The organism is Winogradskyella psychrotolerans RS-3, from assembly GCF_000427335.1.
Taxonomy (GTDB): domain Bacteria; phylum Bacteroidota; class Bacteroidia; order Flavobacteriales; family Flavobacteriaceae; genus Winogradskyella; species Winogradskyella psychrotolerans.
Map to the genome: position 1 here is coordinate 1 of NZ_ATMR01000215.1, position 20,255 is coordinate 20,255.

At 30.6% G+C, this 20,255-nt stretch carries 16 protein-coding genes and 1 pseudogene; 16 read left to right on the forward strand and 1 reads right to left on the reverse strand.

Features of this window, described 5'->3' with window-relative positions; genetic code table 11:
- Positions 1 to 3,612, reverse strand: a 3,612-nt coding sequence (locus ADIWIN_RS19810; protein WP_200859830.1) for an Ig-like domain-containing protein, incomplete at its 3' end; no start/stop codon positions are given.
- Between the two features lie 634 nt (positions 3,613 to 4,246).
- Between ADIWIN_RS19810 and murJ the strand changes: the two genes are divergently transcribed.
- The 16 genes and pseudogenes from murJ to ADIWIN_RS18905 all read left to right on the forward strand — a co-directional run bounded on the left by murJ (position 4,247) and on the right by ADIWIN_RS18905 (position 20,247).
- On the forward strand, positions 4,247 to 5,578 hold the full coding sequence (murJ, locus tag ADIWIN_RS18840) for a murein biosynthesis integral membrane protein MurJ (protein ID WP_040757740.1): 1,332 nt from the start codon (positions 4,247 to 4,249) through the stop codon (positions 5,576 to 5,578).
- Positions 5,578 to 6,639 (forward strand): glycosyltransferase family 4 protein, encoded by a 1,062-nt coding sequence (locus tag ADIWIN_RS18845; RefSeq protein ID WP_020896240.1) that lies wholly within the window; start codon positions 5,578 to 5,580, stop codon positions 6,637 to 6,639. The genes murJ and ADIWIN_RS18845 overlap by 1 nt, the downstream gene beginning before the upstream one ends.
- 2 nt (positions 6,640 to 6,641) lie before the next feature.
- Positions 6,642 to 7,832, forward strand: coding sequence for an O-antigen ligase family protein (locus tag ADIWIN_RS18850; RefSeq protein ID WP_020896241.1), 1,191 nt, complete (start codon positions 6,642 to 6,644; stop codon positions 7,830 to 7,832).
- Positions 7,833 to 8,151: 319 nt separating this feature from the next.
- Positions 8,152 to 9,585: an MBOAT family O-acyltransferase gene (locus tag ADIWIN_RS18855; RefSeq protein ID WP_040757741.1), complete on the forward strand. Its 1,434-nt coding sequence runs from the start codon at positions 8,152 to 8,154 to the stop codon at positions 9,583 to 9,585.
- 8 nt (positions 9,586 to 9,593) lie between these two features.
- A complete protein-coding gene (locus ADIWIN_RS18860) occupies positions 9,594 to 10,550 on the forward strand; it encodes an LB_356 family protein (RefSeq protein WP_020896243.1) in 957 nt (318 codons plus the stop codon).
- 317 nt (positions 10,551 to 10,867) lie between these two features.
- A complete protein-coding gene (locus ADIWIN_RS18865) occupies positions 10,868 to 12,145 on the forward strand; it encodes an MBOAT family O-acyltransferase (protein ID WP_020896245.1) in 1,278 nt (425 codons plus the stop codon).
- 2 nt (positions 12,146 to 12,147) lie between these two features.
- Entirely contained in the window at positions 12,148 to 12,747 is a 600-nt protein-coding gene (locus tag ADIWIN_RS18870) for a hypothetical protein (RefSeq protein WP_040757743.1), read from the forward strand.
- 46 nt (positions 12,748 to 12,793) lie between these two features.
- Complete coding sequence (locus ADIWIN_RS18875; protein ID WP_020896247.1) at positions 12,794 to 13,084, forward strand: hypothetical protein; 291 nt, start codon at positions 12,794 to 12,796, stop codon at positions 13,082 to 13,084.
- A gap of 23 nt (positions 13,085 to 13,107) precedes the next feature.
- The gene (asnB, locus tag ADIWIN_RS18880; RefSeq protein WP_020896248.1) at positions 13,108 to 14,955 is read left to right on the forward strand and encodes an asparagine synthase (glutamine-hydrolyzing); all 1,848 of its coding nucleotides are present in this window, start codon (positions 13,108 to 13,110) and stop codon (positions 14,953 to 14,955) included.
- On the forward strand, positions 14,942 to 15,442 hold the full coding sequence (locus ADIWIN_RS18885) for a glycosyltransferase (protein ID WP_020896249.1): 501 nt from the start codon (positions 14,942 to 14,944) through the stop codon (positions 15,440 to 15,442). Before asnB (ADIWIN_RS18880) ends, ADIWIN_RS18885 begins: the two co-directional genes overlap by 14 nt.
- 74 nt (positions 15,443 to 15,516) lie before the next feature.
- Positions 15,517 to 16,032, forward strand: a complete 516-nt coding sequence (locus ADIWIN_RS18890) for a glycosyltransferase (protein WP_235047157.1) — start codon at positions 15,517 to 15,519, stop codon at positions 16,030 to 16,032.
- Positions 16,033 to 16,034: 2 nt separating this feature from the next.
- Complete coding sequence (locus tag ADIWIN_RS19815) at positions 16,035 to 16,289, forward strand: glycosyltransferase family protein (RefSeq protein WP_020896251.1); 255 nt, start codon at positions 16,035 to 16,037, stop codon at positions 16,287 to 16,289.
- 161 nt (positions 16,290 to 16,450) lie between these two features.
- Positions 16,451 to 16,519 (forward strand): annotated as a pseudogene (locus ADIWIN_RS22265) (hypothetical protein); the annotation flags it as partial.
- 90 nt (positions 16,520 to 16,609) lie between these two features.
- Positions 16,610 to 17,179 (forward strand): glycosyltransferase, encoded by a 570-nt coding sequence (locus ADIWIN_RS20650; RefSeq protein WP_020896252.1) that lies wholly within the window; start codon positions 16,610 to 16,612, stop codon positions 17,177 to 17,179.
- Positions 17,180 to 17,205: 26 nt separating this feature from the next.
- Positions 17,206 to 19,110 carry an asparagine synthase (glutamine-hydrolyzing) gene (asnB, locus tag ADIWIN_RS18900; RefSeq protein ID WP_040757744.1) on the forward strand — a complete coding sequence of 635 codons (1,905 nt, stop codon included), beginning with the start codon at positions 17,206 to 17,208 and terminating at the stop codon, positions 19,108 to 19,110.
- A gap of 6 nt (positions 19,111 to 19,116) precedes the next feature.
- Entirely contained in the window at positions 19,117 to 20,247 is a 1,131-nt protein-coding gene (locus ADIWIN_RS18905) for a glycosyltransferase family 4 protein (RefSeq protein ID WP_020896254.1), read from the forward strand.
- Positions 20,248 to 20,255: the final 8 nt, after the last annotated feature.

The following is a 20,255-nucleotide window of genomic DNA, read 5'->3' on the forward strand; positions in this document are numbered from 1 at the left end:
AGTAACCGTTACACTATCTATATCTGAATTCCCAAAACTATCCGTTACTGTTACCGTGTAAGTTGTAGTTTCTGTTGGATTTAAAGTTAGAGAATCACCTGTTTCACCTGTACTCCATGTGTAATTTATTCCGCCAGAAGCATTTAATGTAACACTTTCGCCAAAACAAATAGCAACATCATTACCTGCATCTGCATTAACTTCTGCTATGACTGTTACAGTAACTTCCGCTACACTCTGACATCCATTAGCAGAAAAACCTGTAACACTATAAGTTGTTGTTTCTATAGGACTAACCTCAATTGAATTGGAAGTGTCACCTGTATTCCATAAGTAAGAATCTCCTCCACTCACTAGAAGTGTCGTAGAACTACCAGTTGTAATCGTTATATCTTCACTTACAACAAACTCTGGCATGGTAGAAACAAATACGGTAACATCAGCACTATCTGAACAATTGTTAGAGAATGTCTCTACTGTATATATAGTGTCTTCATTGGGATTTACTGTAATATTAGCTGTAGTCTCACCAGTATTCCATAAATAAGTATCCCCACCTTCAGCTGTTAAATTTACAAACTCACCTACACAAATAGTTTGGTTTTCTCCTGCATTTGCTATTGGTAATGGATTGACGGTTACAATAACATCATCTGTATCCGAGTTTCCAAAGCCATCAGCAATTGTAACTGTGTAAGTTGTGGTTTCTGTAGGTGTAACTGTTGGTGTTGCAACTGATCCACCTGTATTCCAAATGTAAGTTATGCCTCCTGAAGCATTTAACGTTACGCTTTCTCCTAAACAGATTGAAACGTCTTCTCCAGCATTGGCATTTAATACTTCTACTACAGTTACAGTAACCTCAGCAGTATTTTGACAACCATTTTCTGAAAATCCTGTAACTATATATGTTGTTGTTACATCTGGACTTACTGAAATTTCATTTGTAGTTTCTCCTGTACTCCAAACAAAATTATTCCCTCCATTAGCCGTAAGTGTTGTAGAATCACCTATCATAATGAACACGTCATCACCAACTGTAATATTTGGTGATTCATTTACAAATACAGTAACACTATCATCTTTAGTATAACCATACTCATCTTCCACAGTTACTGTATAGGTTGTTGTAATCGTAGGGTTAATAATAAGTTCAGAACCTGAATCTCCTGTATTCCATAGATAGGTTAATCCACCTGAGGCAGATAAAGTAACGAATTCTCCATCACAAATAGTAACATCTTCACCAGCATCAGCTATGATTTCGGCTATTACTGTTACAGTAACATTAGCACTACTTACACATCCACTCCCACTAACAGAGTTAACTGTATATGTTGTTGTTTCTGCTGGATTTACCTCTATAGATTCTGTAGTTTCACTTGTGCTCCATTCGTAGTTTTCTCCACCAGTTGCTGTAAGCGTAGTTGTCTCACCTTCAACAATTACAATATCTTCAGAAATAGTAATATTTGGAATTTCGGCTACAAAAACAGTAATTTCATCTATGATCGAACAGTTCTCATTACTTACTTCAACACTATAGCTTGTTTCTACTAATGGATTTACCTCAATTGAAGCTGTAGTTTCACCTGTATTCCATAAATAAGAGACTCCTCCGGTAGCAACCAGTGTTGCAGATTGACCTAAGCAAATAGTTTGATCTTCCCCTGCGTTTGCTAAAGGTATGCTGTTTACTGTTACAGTAACACTCGCTTCTTCGGATTGACCAAAATCATCTGAAACAGTTACAGTATATGTTATTGTTGCATTAGGAGTTACTTCAATACTTTCAGTAGTTTCACCTGTACCCCAAACATAACTTGTTCCTCCACTCGCTGTAAGTGTGACGCTTTCGCCTTCACAAATTTGTTGGTCAGTACCTGCGCTCGCTTGGAGCGCTTCAGGAAAAACCGTTATTTCGGAGGTGTCTGTAAATCCTCCATCATTAGTAGTAAATGTAATTGTAACATCACCTAATGAAACCGGAGTCACTAATCCGTTAGAATCTACTGTTGCTATAGATTCATCGCTTGAAGTCCACTCCCCACTCTGATTCGAAGCATTTGATGGTGTTATTGTGGCTATTAACTGTAGTGTTTCTGATATTTGCAATTCTGCAGTGGCAGGAGTTACTGCTATGCTTTCAATTCCTATTGCTGCAGTTTCAGAGTCGGCATCTACACCATTAAGGTATTCTTCTAACCACGTGTAACCGCTTGGTGCTATGTCGTTGTGATTTTGACCTGCTGGAACGTTTGCAGCAAACCAAACTTCTGGTATGTGTGGGTTTGAAGCGTAGAAATCTGAAGATCTCGTATTTTGCGGAATTGTAGGGTAAGGAATCTCACTTCTAGGAAAATATGTAAAATTAGATGAACTATAACTAACAAATGTATCATCTTGTATCATTGATATATCATTTGCATCCTTAGTATCCAAATACTCATTTATAGTACCATTAGCATTTAATGTTTTATTAGCACCAACATCATTCAATACATCTAAATAAGCTTGGTTTGCTGTTTTTATGGTAAAAGCTTCTCCTGCTAACGGAAACTGAGTGCTTGTAAAAAAATTATTTGCCACTGGATTACCTTCAGGGAAGGCTGAGTTAGAACCAGCAAAATACTGCCACATATCAGAATCATCCTCTAGAGGGACTTCTCTTTGTCCTGTAATTACACTTCCTGATGTGTAAATAAGCGGATTATCTGTTAGTTGAACTTGTAACTTATGTAATCTTGAAGTGATTTCAGTATTACCAGGATACCATCCAGCTCGTCTTAAGCCTTCTTTTGATGACTTATAATAATTATTAATAATATTATAATTTCCATTTCCAGTAGCTCTAATAAGTCGGTTGTTCCAATTATAAACCACATTATTAACCACATCAATCTGACCATTTGTATCTGCTGTTGTATTTGGAAACCTATGAGAAATACCACTGATCGCATTATTGGTAAAAGTAAAACTTCCAGTTGCTGACTTATCCCCCATCAATGATCCTGTTTTACTATCTTGTATAAAACAATTTTGAATAGTTATGTTATTTGACGATCTAGGACTAGCAGAAGAACTCACATCAAGTCCTTCATCATTACCATGACTAAACGTACAATGATCATAAATAACAGTATCAGAACCTAATAACCAAACCGCATCTGAATTAGAATGTGAAGAATTGTTTCTGAACCTTAAAAATCTCAAAATCACATTATCAACCTCATTTAGCACAAAAAAACTGGTTTTTATTGTGATTCCTCCTTTAGGAGCTGTTTGACCGGCTATTGTTAAATTACCATATTCAGAACCCGAAACTAATGTTTCATAATCACCCATTGCCGTTGCGTCTATTTCTCCACTTACGTCAAATACTATTGTCCTGGGTCCTGGCGTAGTGATAGCCTCTTTTAAACTTCCTGGTCCATCCCAGTTTAATGTTGTTACATGAATTACCTGTCCACCTCTACCGCCTGATGCATAAGCTCCTGCTCCTTTTGCAGAAGGGAAAGCTAGTTGCTGTGCTGATAAATTAGAAAAAGAAAGTAATATGAATAGTATTGGAAAATAACCAATTGAAGTTGGGAAGGTTTTAAAAATTTTCATAAATTCTTAAGGTATTTTAATTAAGTAGGTATGGCAATCTATAAAATTAAAATATCTTTTTTAGCTTAAAGGATTAATTATTCGATAAAATACATTGCAATGTTAATATATTCGTTTAAAAGGATTTTATTGTAAGTTTTTACATATGAAAAAATAGTTTTCAAACTTAGAGTTATATACGATTACATTACAAGTTTAGATGTTTGTTGTCGGAATATTTAACACTTTAACGGATTTTATTACAAAATAACCAGTGATTAAGTTCATTAAAAATTGAGAATTTGAGGTCTAAAATTTAAAAATCTAACAACAATTTTCAAATAAATAAAGTTAATTGATAGATTATGCTAAGAATATGAACTTAATTAGAGTTATAGGTTTCCCATCTGATCATAACTTTAGATAATTTCTTATAAAATTTGTATTTAAACCGAAAACAATAGACTTCACGTAATAATAATCTGATTTTCAATTATTTTATTCATATTTGTGTCCTTAAAAAATATTATGCCTTAAATAAACTATACCTACAGTAATTCATACAATTAAGCCTTTGTAAAAAACATATTATCGCATTAGTTTTGATCTTATTAAGTTTATTTACAGATAATAAAAATGTATTTGATAATTAAATATGTTAATTAAAAAATTATTAGAAAAAGCAAACATTGCTCTGCAGAATCCTATATTTAAAAGTATGGCAATTGTTGCAGTTGTAACTTTTCTTCTTAAAGCAGTTGCATTTTATAAAGAAACAATTATTGCTGGTAGTTTTGGACTAGACGAAGTTATAGACACTTTTATAATTGCGTCATTAATCCCTACTTTCATTAATAGTGTATTCATAAGTTCACTTACAAATTTATTTATACCAAACTATATTGCTGAATTAAAAAATGATGGTAATAAATCCAGTTTTCAAACTATAGTTTTTCTAATAACAATAGGTATTTCAATTGTTTCAATACTAATCTCATATTTCTCAATAGATTTTATACTAGATATTATCTACCCTAATCAACCAGAAGTAAATTACCAATTAGTTAAAAATCAGCTGTATATAATTTTGCCATGTTTATTATTTTGGGGAATTGAATCAGTCATGGTTGGACTTTTAGAAGTTGAAAATCGCTTTTTAATATCCACCATCTCTGGAATCTTTCCATTACTCACAATGATTCTATTTCTTTCTTGCTTTTTAGACACATTGGGACCTATGGTTCTAGCATATGGTACATTAGCAGGTACTATTATTGGTTTTATATTTTTATCTTTTGTCTCCATTAAATATAAGATCTTATCAATTGGAAAGCCCGTTTTAAACGATAACTCAAGATTAATGATTAGGCAGTTGCCACCAAAAGTATCTTCAGGTTTTCTTTCGGCCATGAATAACTTTATAGATCAATTTTTTGCAGGTCAATTAATCGTTGGTTCACTGGCGGCTTTAAGCTATGCCAATAGAATTCCTGCATTTGGTGTTGCTATTGTTATTATGTCTTTAGGAAATGTATTATTACCTCATTTCTCCAGACTTGTTATTGAGGACTTAAAAAAAGCTTATCAATATTTATTTAAAATTCTAAAATGGGTTTTTATTGTTGCTTTTGTAGCAACTGTTATGGGGATAATACTCTCTGATTGGATAGTTGAACTTTGGTTAGAACGAGATCAATTTACCCATGATGATACTATAAAGGTCTCAGCTATTCAACAAATTTTATTTCTAAACGTTCCTTTCTATCTTTGTACATTAATAATTGTCAAATTTTTAACAACTATTAATAAAAACAGCTTTATGGCATGGATATCTTTGGCTAATTTGATAATTAATATAATATTAAATGTCATTTTAATTAAACATTATGGTGTTTTTGGATTAGCTATGAGCACCTCCTTAGTATTTATTATAAGCAGTTGCTTTTATTTTGGATACACTTACAAACAGTATAAAAAACTAATCTAATGAAAATAGATTTTGTTGTTAATTCCCTAGCTTCAGGAGGTGCAGAACGCGTATTAGTCCTACTAGCCAATTACTTTAAAGAAAAAGGGAATGATGTTTCAATTATAACCTTTAATGAACCAGATATATGGGAACCTAAGGAAGATATTAAGCGTATAAGACTTCATCATGGTAATATTAAAAACCATATGATAAGAAGCTTTAAAAATTTAGTACAACATTATTATTTCAAAAAGAATAGACCAGATGTGCTAATCTCTTTTATGATTCATACCAATTTTATTGGCACACTCATATGTAAGCTATATGGTATTAAACTTATTGCATCAGAGCACAATAACCATCTCGAAAAGACGGATTTTATTGGAAAATTAACAAGAAAGTATATCTATCGATTTAGTAATGCATTAACTGTACTAACTAATTTTGATAAAGTCTACTATGAAAATAGAGATGTTAATGTATTTGTTATGCCCAATCCGTGTTCATTTACCGTTTTTAAAGAAAAAAATAGAGCTCGAAACAAAACAATACTAGCTGTTGGAGCACTTAATCGTTATCATCATAAAGGCTTTGATAATTTACTTAAATTAATTGGGCCTGTATTGAAAGAGAATCCAGATTGGAAACTAAGACTTGTAGGAGGTGGCGATGAAGGAAGTAAATTTTTAAAAAATATAGCGGCCAAGGAAAATTTAAATGATAATGTAATATTTGAAGGTTTTTCAAACGAGATTTCTGAAATTATGAAAGACTCTGAAATATATATCATGACCTCCCGATTTGAAGGTTTACCAATGGTATTGCTAGAAGCAATGTCTCAAGGCATGGCCTGTATTTCTTATGATTGTATTTCTGGACCTTCAGAAATTATAACGCATAATATAAATGGTATTTTAGTTGAAGATCAAAATTCTGAGTTAATGAGTAAGGAATTAGACAAACTCATTAAAAACCCTGAAAAAAGAATAGAATTAGCGGAGCATGGTATTAATTCGTTAGACCGATTTAAAATCGAAGCAATTTACTCCAAGTATTTAGAGATTTTTAAAGTCCTTTAAAGATGAAAAATAAACTAATTATAAGTCTTTGTTTTCTAGTCCCTTTTGTAATAACTGTACTCAATTTACAAGTTTTAGTAACCATATTTATATCTGCGGCGATTGCTCAGGTTATGGCTTATCTAAGTCTTGGCTTAATTATATTAGGGATAATTCTTATTTTAAAAAACAGAGGAGAGTTTTCTAGAACAGCGAGACTTTGGATTTACTTTTATATCTTATATTTTGTCATTGCCATTTTTTCTGGAGCAATCCATAATAATTATACCAATATCATAGCGAGTACAATTCCCTTTTTCTATGTGATAGGTTTTTACTATTACCTTAGCTTACCTGAAAATAGAAGCATTTTTGAAAAAACAGCTATTATCTCATTTATAACATCATGTGTCATCTCTATTTATTTTAATAGTATTAATTTTGATCTCGACAGTCGAGGTATAGGAGAATATGTTGTAGATAGAGCTCAGGGTGTCTATGGAGACGCTAATAACATGGCCTTGGTTACAATTCTAACATTCATTTTTATATATAAAATCTATAAACCCCAAAAGAAACTTTTTAAAATACTTAAAATAGGCATATTAGCAGTTGTGTTTTATAGTCTATTTATAACTTTCTCAACAACTGGACTTTCAGTATTCATCATCTCTTTAGTAATGCTGAATAGTAAATTTTTTTCAGGGTTAAGACTCATATTTGGAATTTGCTTACTACCTGTAGTGTATATTTTACTTTTAAACTTAAACAGTCTTACAGCTAATATTAATTTAGTAGGACAACAAAGAGATAAAATTAATAATCTTGTAAACGTATTGTCATTAAATTTTGAAGAAATAGATGATTCTGGCAGAAGTGAATTAGTTGCAGAAGTTTTAAATTATGTCTATGAAAACCCGCTATTAGGTAACGGAGTTGACTTTGGTGCAATTCATCAAACTCATAATACTTTTATTGCCGTTTGGGCAGATGCAGGAATTTTTGTTTTGTTATTCTTTTTAATTATGCTTGGTGTTTACTATCGTAGAGCCTTTTCATGTCCTGAAGAGATAAAATATTTTGTCTTACCAATGCTACTCACAATGTGTGTATTTATGCTCAGCCTGCACAGTGTAATAAACCAACCTTATCTTATGGCTGTTTTTGTTTATTTAGGCTATCTAATTGATGACGATAATAAGCAAATTATTTAATATTGAGTTCTCTTATTAGTATCAGAATATAATTAAATATGGAATCATCTTTTGCTGTTAAAAATGTTTATTCTATAAAATTAAGTATATCCATTCTTTAAAAATTTTATTTGCTATTAACTAGAATAAAGTTAAAGAAGAGAATAATATTGCAAATAATTAAATTTTAAGTGTTTAGTTTGTTCTCACTATCTAATTATGTAGATAATAGTTAATAATTGTAAGTTCAAAGAATTATTTTGACATTACTATTATTAACTCTCATATTTACCAATCGCAATTATGACCTAGCATAAAAACGACTCAAATTTAACCAACTATGCTGTTTAACTCGTTTGAATTTTTCATATTTCTGCCAATAGTCTTTATACTCTATTGGTTTGTCTTTGGCAAAAAATTGAAGTACCAAAATTTTCTTATAGTAATTGCTAGTTATGTGTTTTATGGTTGGTGGGATTGGAGATTTTTGTCACTCATTATTTTTAGTTCATTTATTGATTATGGTATTGGTGTACTATTGAGTAAAGAAAACAGACAGGTAAAACGTAAACTTTTACTCTGGACAAGTATCTGCATTAACATTGGATTTTTAGGTTTCTTTAAATATTACAACTTCTTTATTGAGAGTTTTGTAGCTTCATTTTCATTTTTTGGGTCTGACATAAGCACTAGCACACTTAATATTATACTTCCTGTAGGTATAAGCTTTTATACATTTCAAACATTAAGTTATACCATAGATGTTTACAACAAACGCTTAGAGCCTACTAAAGATATAGTAGCCTTTTTTGCCTTTGTAAGCTTCTTTCCTCAATTAGTTGCAGGTCCTATTGAAAGAGCAACCAATTTATTACCTCAATTTTATAAAAAAAGAGAATTTCATTATGCCAATGCAGTTGATGGAATGCGCCAAGTAATTTGGGGATTATTTAAAAAAGTGGTTATTGCAGATAATTGCGCAAAATATGCCAATATTATATTTAATAATTCAGACGATTATTCGGGAAGCACTTTACTTTTAGGAGCCTTTCTATTTGCTTTTCAAATTTATGGCGATTTTTCTGGGTATTCAGATATTGCAATTGGTATTTCTAGATTTTTTGGATTCAATCTAAAACAAAATTTTGCGTTCCCTTATTTTTCTAGAGATATTGCTGAGTTCTGGAGACGTTGGCATATCTCTTTATCTACTTGGTTTCGAGACTACATCTATATTCCCTTAGGTGGCAGTAGAGGAAGCTTAAATAAAAAAATCAGAAATGTATTTATTATATTTCTTGTTAGTGGCTTTTGGCATGGAGCAAATTGGACTTTTATAATTTGGGGTGGATTAAACGCTCTGTATTTTTTACCTTTATTATTAACAAATAAAAATAGAGTAAATACAGATATCGTCGCAGGAGATAAGTTACTTCCAAATTTTAGAGAAATTTTACAAATGACAAGTACCTTTTTTATAACATTATTGGCTTGGGTGTTCTTTAGAGCAGATTCCGTAACACATGCAACAGATTATTTGCAAAGTATGTTTACAGTTTCATTATTCTCAAAACCAGCAATTATGCCTTTCACAGTTTTATTTTTGGTTACAGTATTTATCACCATAGAATGGCTTGGAAGACACGGACAATATGCTTTAGAAAGAATAGATAGAATAAACAAACCATTACGATGGTCTATATATATTGTACTAATTATGCTAATGTTTCTTTTTACAGGAGAGGAACAAGCATTTATTTATTTTCAGTTTTAAATTAAAAAATGAAAAAATTCTTAAAACAGTTTGCATTAGGTTTATTCGTGTTTATAATTTTAAATACAATAATCGCAGTTACATATGAGTATCCTACATATAAATCTGTAAAGAATAAAACCAATAGAAATTATCTTAAATGGGAAGCGCTACATCAAAATGAAAATACTTTTGACTTAATAATTATAGGAACTAGTAGAGCATATGCTTCTTTTAATCCAATGCTTATAGATTCTGTTTTAAATACAAATTCATATAACATGTCCACATCTGCACAAGATATTGCAGAAACCTATTACTCTTTAGAAGAAATTTTCGATTACCAAAAACCTAAGTATATTGTTTTAGATTTATTTCTTCAGGCTTCAGATGCGTCCTATGATTATTACCAAACCTTTTCTAATGCCTCATTTTTTAATTCTGATAAAAGAAAATTTAATTTAATATACAAAGGTTATGGGACAACCGGAATTTTAAATTATAGTATTCCCATAGTCAAATTTAAAAACTATATAAAACAAGATATGGTTGGATTGTTTTCTAATAACAAATCACTTAGAAAAGAAGACACGTGGTTTAAAGGTTATCTATATGATACGCTTACCGTAAGCAAAGCTCAAATATCTAATTTTGAACCTATATCTAATTTTGAAAATACTACTTTTAATAAAAATCGTTTCGATAGTTACATGAAAAAAATAATGAGTCTTGTAAAGGATAATAATTCACAATTAATATGTGTTAGAGCACCTTACCCTCCATCAAGATTTAAATTAAATGACAATGACGATGAAAACACTTATTTTCAATCCTATATGAAAAAGGTTAATATTCCATTTTACGATTTAAATAGTTTTAAAAATTATAAATATCAGGACCAAGATTTTGCAGATTATCATCACCCTAATTATAAAGGTGCTAAAAAAGCATCACAACAGCTTATAGAAATTCTAAAAAAATCTTAGCTAAGACCAATGAATACCACCATTTGAAATCAAATACATAGTAGAAGAAAATATTTTTTGAATTTGTGCGCGAAATTCACCAAATTTGATTCAGAACTGTCTTTATAGATTTTAAAATTAACCTTATTAAATGAACCCAATCCGATGATTTTTAATTCCATAGATTTTTTGTTTTTCTTGCCATTGTATTCATTCTATACTGGGTTGTTTTAAAGAAAAGTATTAGAGCTCAGAATATATTATTATTAATTGCTAGTTATACTTTTTACGGTTGGTGGGATTGGAGGTTTCTGTCTCTTATTATTCTCAGTACCACTGTGGATTATTTTGTTGGAATAAAAATAGATTCATCAGATGACAAAAAGCTAAGAAAATATTGGCTATGGGGTAGTGTTGGTTTCAATTTAGCTTTATTAGGTTTTTTTAAATATTATAATTTCTTCGTTGACTCTTGGGTAGACATGTTATCAGCGATTGGTTATAATACAACGAGCTCTTGGACATTACGAGTTATTCTTCCTGTTGGAATATCCTTTTATACGTTTCAAACCATGTCTTATTCTTTTGATGTCTATTATAAAAAATTAAAACCCACAAAGGATTATTTAACATTTGCAGCGTTTGTAAGCTTTTTTCCGCAGTTAGTAGCAGGTCCTATTGAGCGTGCCTCTAACCTACTCTCGCAGATAGTAAAAAAACGAACATTTAATAAACAACAATCCGTAGATGGCTTAAAACTTATACTTTGGGGATTATTTAAGAAAATTGCAATTGCCGATTCTTTAAGTCCAATTGTTGATGATATTTTTACAAATTATGCCCATTACCCTGCTTCTACGCTTATTTTAGGTGTAACATTATTTAGTTTTCAAGTCTATTGCGATTTTAGTGGTTATTCAGATATAGCTATAGGTACAGCTAAACTATTTGGAATAGAATTGATGTCTAATTTTAAATTTCCACAATTTGCTAGAAACGTAGCCGAGTATTGGCAACGCTGGCATATTTCGCTTTCTACATGGTTTAGGCATTACCTTTATATACCGTTAGGAGGATCTAGAGGAAGTAAACTAAAATCAATTCGCAATATCAGTATCATATTCCTAGTAAGTGGTTTGTGGCATGGAGCTAATTGGACTTTTGTTTTTTGGGGTGCATTTCATGCTGTGATGTTTATCCCTGTTTTCTTAATGGGAAGAAATGCAATTTATAAAGATTCCGTGGTTGCTCAAAATTCCATATTCCCATCACTTACTGAAATAGGACAACTTATTCTAACGTTTGCTATTGTTACGTTCTCACGAATTTTCTTTAGATCTGAAACTATTACGGATTCATTCATATTTATAAAAAGGATTTTTACAGATTTTTCATTTGCAACATACCAACATCCTTTAGGATATAGAATGATAGACTATTATGTTCTAGTAATACTATTTGTAATTTACGAATATATCATACGTAAAGATGAGCGATCACCTTTTAAGTTTAAATCGAAGTATGTAAGATATACTATCTATTCTTTAGTAATTATGGCTATGCTCTTATATTACGATGCCTCAGCAGATCAATCATTTATTTATTTTCAATTTTAATTATGATAAAGATTATAAAAAATATTTTAACATTTTTGGTAATATTCTTAGTTATAGGAGAAATAACTGTACGTCTCAAAAATGGGGTGAGTGATATTCCACAAAGGCAAATAGATGAATTTGGAATTCAAAAATATTATCCTAATCAGCAAGGTTTTTGGAGAGGAGGAACACATGCTTGGAATATTAATGAACTAGGATGGCCGGGTTACCTTCCTAAAAATTATGATAATTTAATCTCTATTATTGGAGATTCTTTTATTGAAAATTTCATGAATCCTAATGATTGCCATCAATCCGTTTTTCTTAAAGAAAACGCTCCTAAATACAATTTCATCGAAGCAGGAAGATCTGGCGTATCTTTTATTGAAGGAATGGAAATCTCAAAACAGCTAAATAAATTTAAACCTATTACCAATTTAATATATGTAAATGATGCAGATTTTTATCAAAGTTTAGTAGAGGTTGCGCCTGCTGAAGACATTACACAATTTAGTTTAGAATCAGATTCTATAGTATTAGGAAAAATGAAATCTCCTCTATTAAAAAAAATACTTTATAACTGGAAATTTGCATATTACATGTACAATAAAAAGATTTGATTAAAACCCTTTTAATAATGAACCTCAAGTTAGTTTTAGGGACAGAATGAAAGAAAACCTTCAAGAAAATAATATAAAGGTTTTTAATCTTATAGATTATATTAAACTAAATTACGATATAAGTAGAATAACTTTAGTATTTCATCCTAATTCTAATAAGGATATAATAGAAAAATGTAAAAGTGTAGGTTTTCAAATTATTATTTTAAATTCAGACAATGATAAAACTTGGATATTTGAAAATGATCACCATTGGACATGTTATGGTCACAAAAGAGCTGCTGAACAAGTATCAGAGCAATTACTCTTAAATTTAAATAATTATAACTCTAATTAAATTTACTTTTAATATAAATAATTATGTGCGGAATATATGGTAGTACAAAAGTCTACAACGAATCTCAAGTTAAATCAAAATTAAAACGCACAGCATTTAGAGGTCCCGACCAAATGGGATGGGAATTTTATAAATCGGATAATTATTCTATAGTCTTTGGTCATAACAGATTATCAATTATTGATTTAGACGCAAGATCAAATCAACCTTTATCCTATTTAGATAATATAGAAATTGTGTTTAATGGTGAAATATTTAATTTTCAAGACATTAAAGATAACCTTCATAAAAAGGGGTATACTTTTAAAACTACAAGTGACACAGAGGTTATATGTGCAGCTTATTTAGAATACGGTGAAGATTGTGTAAATCATTTCAATGGTTTTTTTGCTTTTGTGATTTATGATAAGTTAAACCATTGCTTTTTTGGGGCTAGAGACCGTCTAGGTCAAAAACCGTTTTACTATTATCATAATGGTAAGGATTTTGAATTTGCAAGTCAAGTGTCTTCTATACAACTTCATAATAATAACCTAAGCATCTCAGAGTATGCCATAAAATCTTATTTAACTTGGGAAACGATTCCTGACCCTTTATCTATTTTTAATGAGATACATAAATTATTACCAGGTCATTCTTTTAAATTTGATTTAACATCAGGAACTTTTAAAACTAAACAATACTGGGATATTGATTATCACGGTAAAAATAAGTTTAAAGGAGATTACCAAGATGCTAAAAAAGAACTTAAAGACCTACTATCTAATGCTGTAAAAATCAGAATGTTTGCAGATGTACCTGTCGGTGTATTTCTTTCTGGAGGAGTTGATTCTTCTATTATAGCTGCTATGGCATCAGAAACTTACGATGGAAAAGTAAAAACGTTCTCTGTAAAATTTAATGATAAAGGTTTTGACGAAAGTGTTTATGCTGCTAAAGTCGCTTCTCACCTGCAAACAGAACACAATATTATAGAATGCAACTACAATGAAGGGATTGAGTTAATTGAAAACTTTCACCATTATTACGACGAACCTTTTGCAGACTCTTCCGCCATACCATCAATGTTATTGGCTAAGCATACAAAAAAACAAGTAACCGTAGCCATTTCTGGTGACGCTGGTGACGAAAGTTTTTCTGGTTATCATCGCTACAATTGGATAAACCAAGGGGCTCAATTTATGAAAATCCCGTATCCAATTAGGGTAATTCTTTCTAAATTAACGTCGTTGGCACCTACTCATAGGTTAAAAGTTATATCAAAATATATGGCCTTTAAATCCATAGAATCTATTTATTTAGATTCGTTAAGTGACATTTCTCTTTCAGGACATTCAGGTGGAAAGTATGTTAATGAAGTTGAAGAATTAAAATATCTAATTCATAATAATAAAAATTTACTTGAAAGAGTTTCTGATTTCGACCTTAAAACCTACTTAAATTGGGATATAAACACCAAAGTAGATAGAGCAACAATGGCGTATTCATTAGAAGCCAGGTCGCCATTAATGGACTATAGAGTTGTAGAATTTGCACGTTCACTTCCTACTGAATTCAAATTTAAAGGTGGAAATCAAAAACGTATTTTGAAAGATGTATTGTATCAATACGTACCAAAAGAATATTTCGATAGACCTAAAGCAGGATTCACAATGCCATTTGAAAATTGGTTTAGACAAGATTTAAAAGAGTATGTACTTACAGAACTTAGTAAAGACGGTTTAAAAGTAATTCCAGGTATTAACATAGAAGACGTCTCTAATAGGATTAATAAACATATGGATGGTAGTGCTAATAATTATCCACTAATATGGAAATTATTAGTATTAAAACAATGGTTAAACAATAACAAAGGTTATGAAATCAGATAAGATTAACATCACATTTGCACTCCCCAATTTATTGCCTGGAGGTGCAGAACGGGTGATGTCATATATAGCACAAAATCTAGATTCTAATAGATTTAAATCTACACTCCTTATTATTGGTTATTCAAAAGATGCTTCTTACGATATCAAAAATATTGATGTTGTATATTTAGAAAAACCAAGAGTATCAAAAGGTGTGATTGCGTTATTCAATTATATTCGCAAAACAAAACCCGACATACTAGTAAGTGCTATTGGCCACTTAAATACAGTAACCGCCTATTTTTCTTTAATTTTCCCTAAGACCATATTTATTGCTAGAGAGGTAAACGTATTAAGTGTGTTAGCTAATTACGAAAATCAAGGTAAATCTTCTCCATTTGACTTTATCTCGCAGAGAAGATTCAATTTTTTTAATAAAGTTATTTGTCAATCTCAAGATATGCTAGATGATTTTCATAAAAACTTTAATATTAAAAAAATAAATTAGTTGTAATTAATAATCCCATTACCGATAATTTTAAAGTTAAAGAGCAAAAAAGTAAAAATGAACTCATAAGATTTATCACCGTTGCAAGATTTGATTTAGAAAAGGGACATCAAAGAATTCTTGAAGCGTTATCACAAGTTACTTTTGATTTTCATTACACACTAATAGGCAAAGGAGTGCTTCACGATGAAATTTTTGCATTAATCGACCAGTATAATTTAAAAGATAAGATATCTCATATCATTTTTACTAAAGAGGTTGAAAAATACTTAGCCGAAAGTGATTTATATTTACAAGGGTCATATACCGAAGGGTTTCCTAATTCTATAATAGAAAGTTGTATGGTAGGTACACCTGTTCTAGCAATTGATGCCCCTGGTGGCATTAATGAAATTATTTACCCCAATATAAATGGTAAAATAGTTGCTAATGTAAATGAGTTTGTGTCAGAATTAGAGAATATTAATTCTAATTACAGGTATAATGCAGTAGAGGTTAGCGCAGCAGTTAGTGAAAGATATAGTAGCAAAACTATTTTATCTAAGTACGAAGATTTATTTGTGAAAGTTTACAAACAAAAATTTAATTAAAAGTGAAATTAGGGATTCTTATTTACTCATTATCAGGAGGTGGCGCAGAACGCGTGGTATCTCACTTAACCTCATATTGTTTTAATAATAATATTGATGTAGAGTTGATACTTATGAATACAACTATTGAATTTGAACTTCCAAAAGGTATAAAAATTCATTTTATAGAAAAATCACAAGGGAATGAAAACGGTATAATGAAAGCGTTAAAAATCCCATTTTTAACATATAAATATTCAAGACTAGTAAAAAATTAAAAATAACCCATAGTTTAAGTTTTTTAACAAGACCTTCATTCATTAATATTCTTGCTAGTAAATCAACATTCTATAATTTTAAAGTTATCACTAATGAAAGGGCCTTCCCTAGCCTTCAATATAATTATAAAGGCTTTCAATCCACGTTTAATAAATCACTGATTCGCTCACTATACAAGAAATCAGATTTAGTAATTTCAAATTCTTTTGAAAATGCAAAGGACTTATTAGATAATTTTGAAGTACCATCTAATAAGTTAAAAGTAATTCATAATCCAATCGATTTAGATAACATAAAAGCTATAAAGACTAATGCATCTTTGTTTGATCTAGAATTATTTAATATCATTACGGTTGGCAGATTAGATAAAGGGAAAAACCACGAACTATTAATTAGAGCTATTCATCAATCACAAAACCCCTCAATACGATTGTATATTTTTGGCATTGGTGATATGCAACAAGAATTAGAAGAACTCATTGATGAATTAAACCTCATTAATCAAGTTATCTTAATGGGTTTTGATTCCAATCCTTATCAATATTTAAAAGCTGCAAGTTTATTTATATTTGGTTCCAATCATGAAGGTTTTCCAAATGTATTATTAGAAGCAATGGCATGTGGATTACCAATTTTAACCTCAAACTGTCAATCTGGACCAAGTGAAATCATGAAACTAAAGGTTTTAAAAGATGATTTAATGATTACTGATTATGGAATTTTAGTACCCATTAAAAATATAGAGCTAATGGCAAAAGGCATTAACTATTTTGTGGAGCATCCAAATTTTGGAATCAATTGTAGAAAAAATAGTTTAATTCGAGTTAAAGATTTCGAAAAGAATAAAATTTTAAAAGAATATATAGATTTAATAAAAACCACAATCTAAGAATATTAGTCAAACCTTATTAAAATATGTGTGGAATTAACGGCATAATAGCCAAAACTAATAGAAACAAAGACGACATAACAACTGTCCTTAATACAATGAATAATTTAATTATTCATAGAGGACCAGATGAAGACGGCTTATTTTCTGAAGAAAATGACCAATTTACTATTGGTATGGGCATGCGCAGGTTATCCATTATAGACTTGTCCTCAGGAAAACAGCCTATTTTTTCGGATGATAAACAAATCGTCATTGTATTTAATGGTGAAATTTATAATTACAAAGTCTTAAAATCTAAATTAGAAGCAGAAGGTGTTACTTTTAAAACCTCTAGTGATACAGAGGTTATTTTAAAAGCTTACGAAAAATACGGTATAGAATCTTTTCAATGGTTAGATGGCATGTATGGGTTTAGCATTTATGATAAAAACATCAACAAGCTATTTATCGCTCGTGATTTCTTTGGTGAAAAACCATTGTACTATACCCATACTGATAACGAATTTATTTGGGCATCAGAATTAAAGTCTATTATAAATACGATTGATTTCACTCCTAATATTTCGAAAAAGGGATTGAACCTCTATTTCAGATTAACTTACATTCCTGCGCCACATACTATTTACGACAACATTTTTAAGTTAGAAGCTAATCATTATATTGAATACGATTTATCATCAGATAATACCACAATTCATAAAATAAACGCTGAACCAAAACCTAAAGCTATAAATATAACTTTTGATGATGCTAAGGCAAAAACGAAAGATTTAGTTTATAAAAGTGTAGATAGTAGATCTATTGCAGATGTTGGTTTAGGTACATTTTTATCTGGTGGAGTAGATTCGTCTATCATTTCATTGTGTTTAGCACAAACCACCGACAAAAAAATAGATACATTCTCTATTGGGTTCAAAAAAGCATCCTATGATGAAACAGATAAATCTAGAGTGGTTGCTAAACAATTAAATAGTAATCATCATGAATTTATAATTGATGAAAACGATCTTAAAAATAACATCCACAAAATTTTAATTAATTTCGATGAGCCTTTCTCAGATACTGCGGCACTGCCCACTCACCTATTGTCCGAAAAAACAAGAGAACACGTCACAGTTGCTTTAACAGGAGATGGTGGAGATGAAGTATTTGGTGGATACAACAAGTATTACATTGGTAAAATGAATAAAAAATACACGAGTGTTGTACCTGAAGGACTTCATAAAAGTATTTCAAAATTAAGTAACAAGTATCTTATTAATAAAGATGATACGCGAGGTAGAAAATTTCAGATTAATAAACTCTTAAATGCTATTGATTATGATGGTGCTTTTTATTGGGATATCATTTCACTTGCCAATACGAGCAATCAATTAGCCGAAATAATGTCACCAGATTATTATGACCCCAATATTTTTCAAGAGTATAAGACCGTTTTAGGAAAACAAAAGATTGAAAGCTTAACCGATTTTAGACTTGTCGATAAAATTTTGAGTTTAGAAGGAGGTATGCTAGCAAAAGTAGACAGAACCAGTATGCTGACGTCTTTAGAATGCAGAGCCCCTTTCCTAAACAGAGAGTTATGGGAATTTGCAAATACTCTACCTGAAAGCTATTTAATGAAAGGATGGAATAAAAAGTACATCTTAAAAGAAGCTTTTAGAGATCAGTTTCCTCCTGAATTTTTAGAAAAAAGCAAAAGTGGATTTGGATCACCGACTGGAGACTGGTTAAGACAAAGTCTTAGAAAAGAATTAGAATCTTATATTGAACCAAGCATGCTTAAATCGCAAGGTATATTTAATGTAGATGTTATAACGAAATTAGTTAAAGATCATTTAGAAAGTAAAAAAGATAGTACTTTTAGGGTATGGTCTTATTACTGTTTTCAGAAATGGTATACGTTTAATTTTCTAAAACAAAACTAATTAGAGATGGATAAAAAAAGAATATTGCTTATTGCATCTCTATCGGGTTCTTTAATAAATTTTAGAGGAGACTTTATTAAGAGTTTAATAAAAAATGGATTTCAAGTTTTTGCTGCTGCACCAGAGCATCCTGAAGATATACGTGCTAAACTAGAAGCGTTAGGTGCGACTCCATTAGAATTTAGTCTAAATAGAACTGGCCTCAACCCTATTAAAGATCTGCAATCTATAAATGAATTAAAAGGACTTATAAGAGATAATAATATAGATCTCGTATTCCCTTACACCGTTAAACCTGTTATTTATGGTTCAATTGCGGCTAACCAATGTAAAGTCCCTGTTATTTCATTAATTACAGGCTTAGGTTATGCTTTTACAGGCTTATCCGCTAAAGCGAGATTGTTACAACGATTTAATGAAATCTTATATAAATTATCTGTTCGAAAAAATAAAGTCATCATTTTTCAAAATAAAGATGATTACCAATTATTCTTAGATAGGAAAATTATTTCTAAGAAGCAAAAAGTCGATTTTGTTAGTGGTTCGGGAGTTAATCTAAACCAATTTAGCTTTAAAGAAAAAAATCCATTAGAACATGTTAGTTTCCTTTTAGTTGCAAGATTGATTAAAGAAAAAGGTATCGATTTATACATGGAGGCTGCCAAGATATTGAAAGTAAAATACCCTAAAGCAGAATTTCATTTGATTGGTTCTCCTGAAACCTCTCCTTCTGCAATTAATATAGACGAATTAAACAACCTACACAAAGAAGGGATTATAGTATTCCATGGTGAACAAAGCAATATTGACAAACATCTTCATAAAAGAGATGTATTTGTTTTGCCAAGTTACTACAGAGAAGGTTTGCCAAGAACTACTCTCGAAGCTTGTGCATGTGGTAATCCCATTATTACAACAGATTCCGTAGGTTGCAGAGAGTCTGTAAAGGAAGGTGTCAATGGCTTTTTAATCGAGCCTCAAAACTTGAATGCATTAATAAAACCAATGGAATATTTTATTACACACCCAGAAAAAATCAAAGAAATGGGAATTAATAGTAGAAAATACGCTGAGGAGCGTTTTGACGTTGATATTATAAACAATGATTTGATCAACTTAATTAATAAAGAATTATAAAACATTTA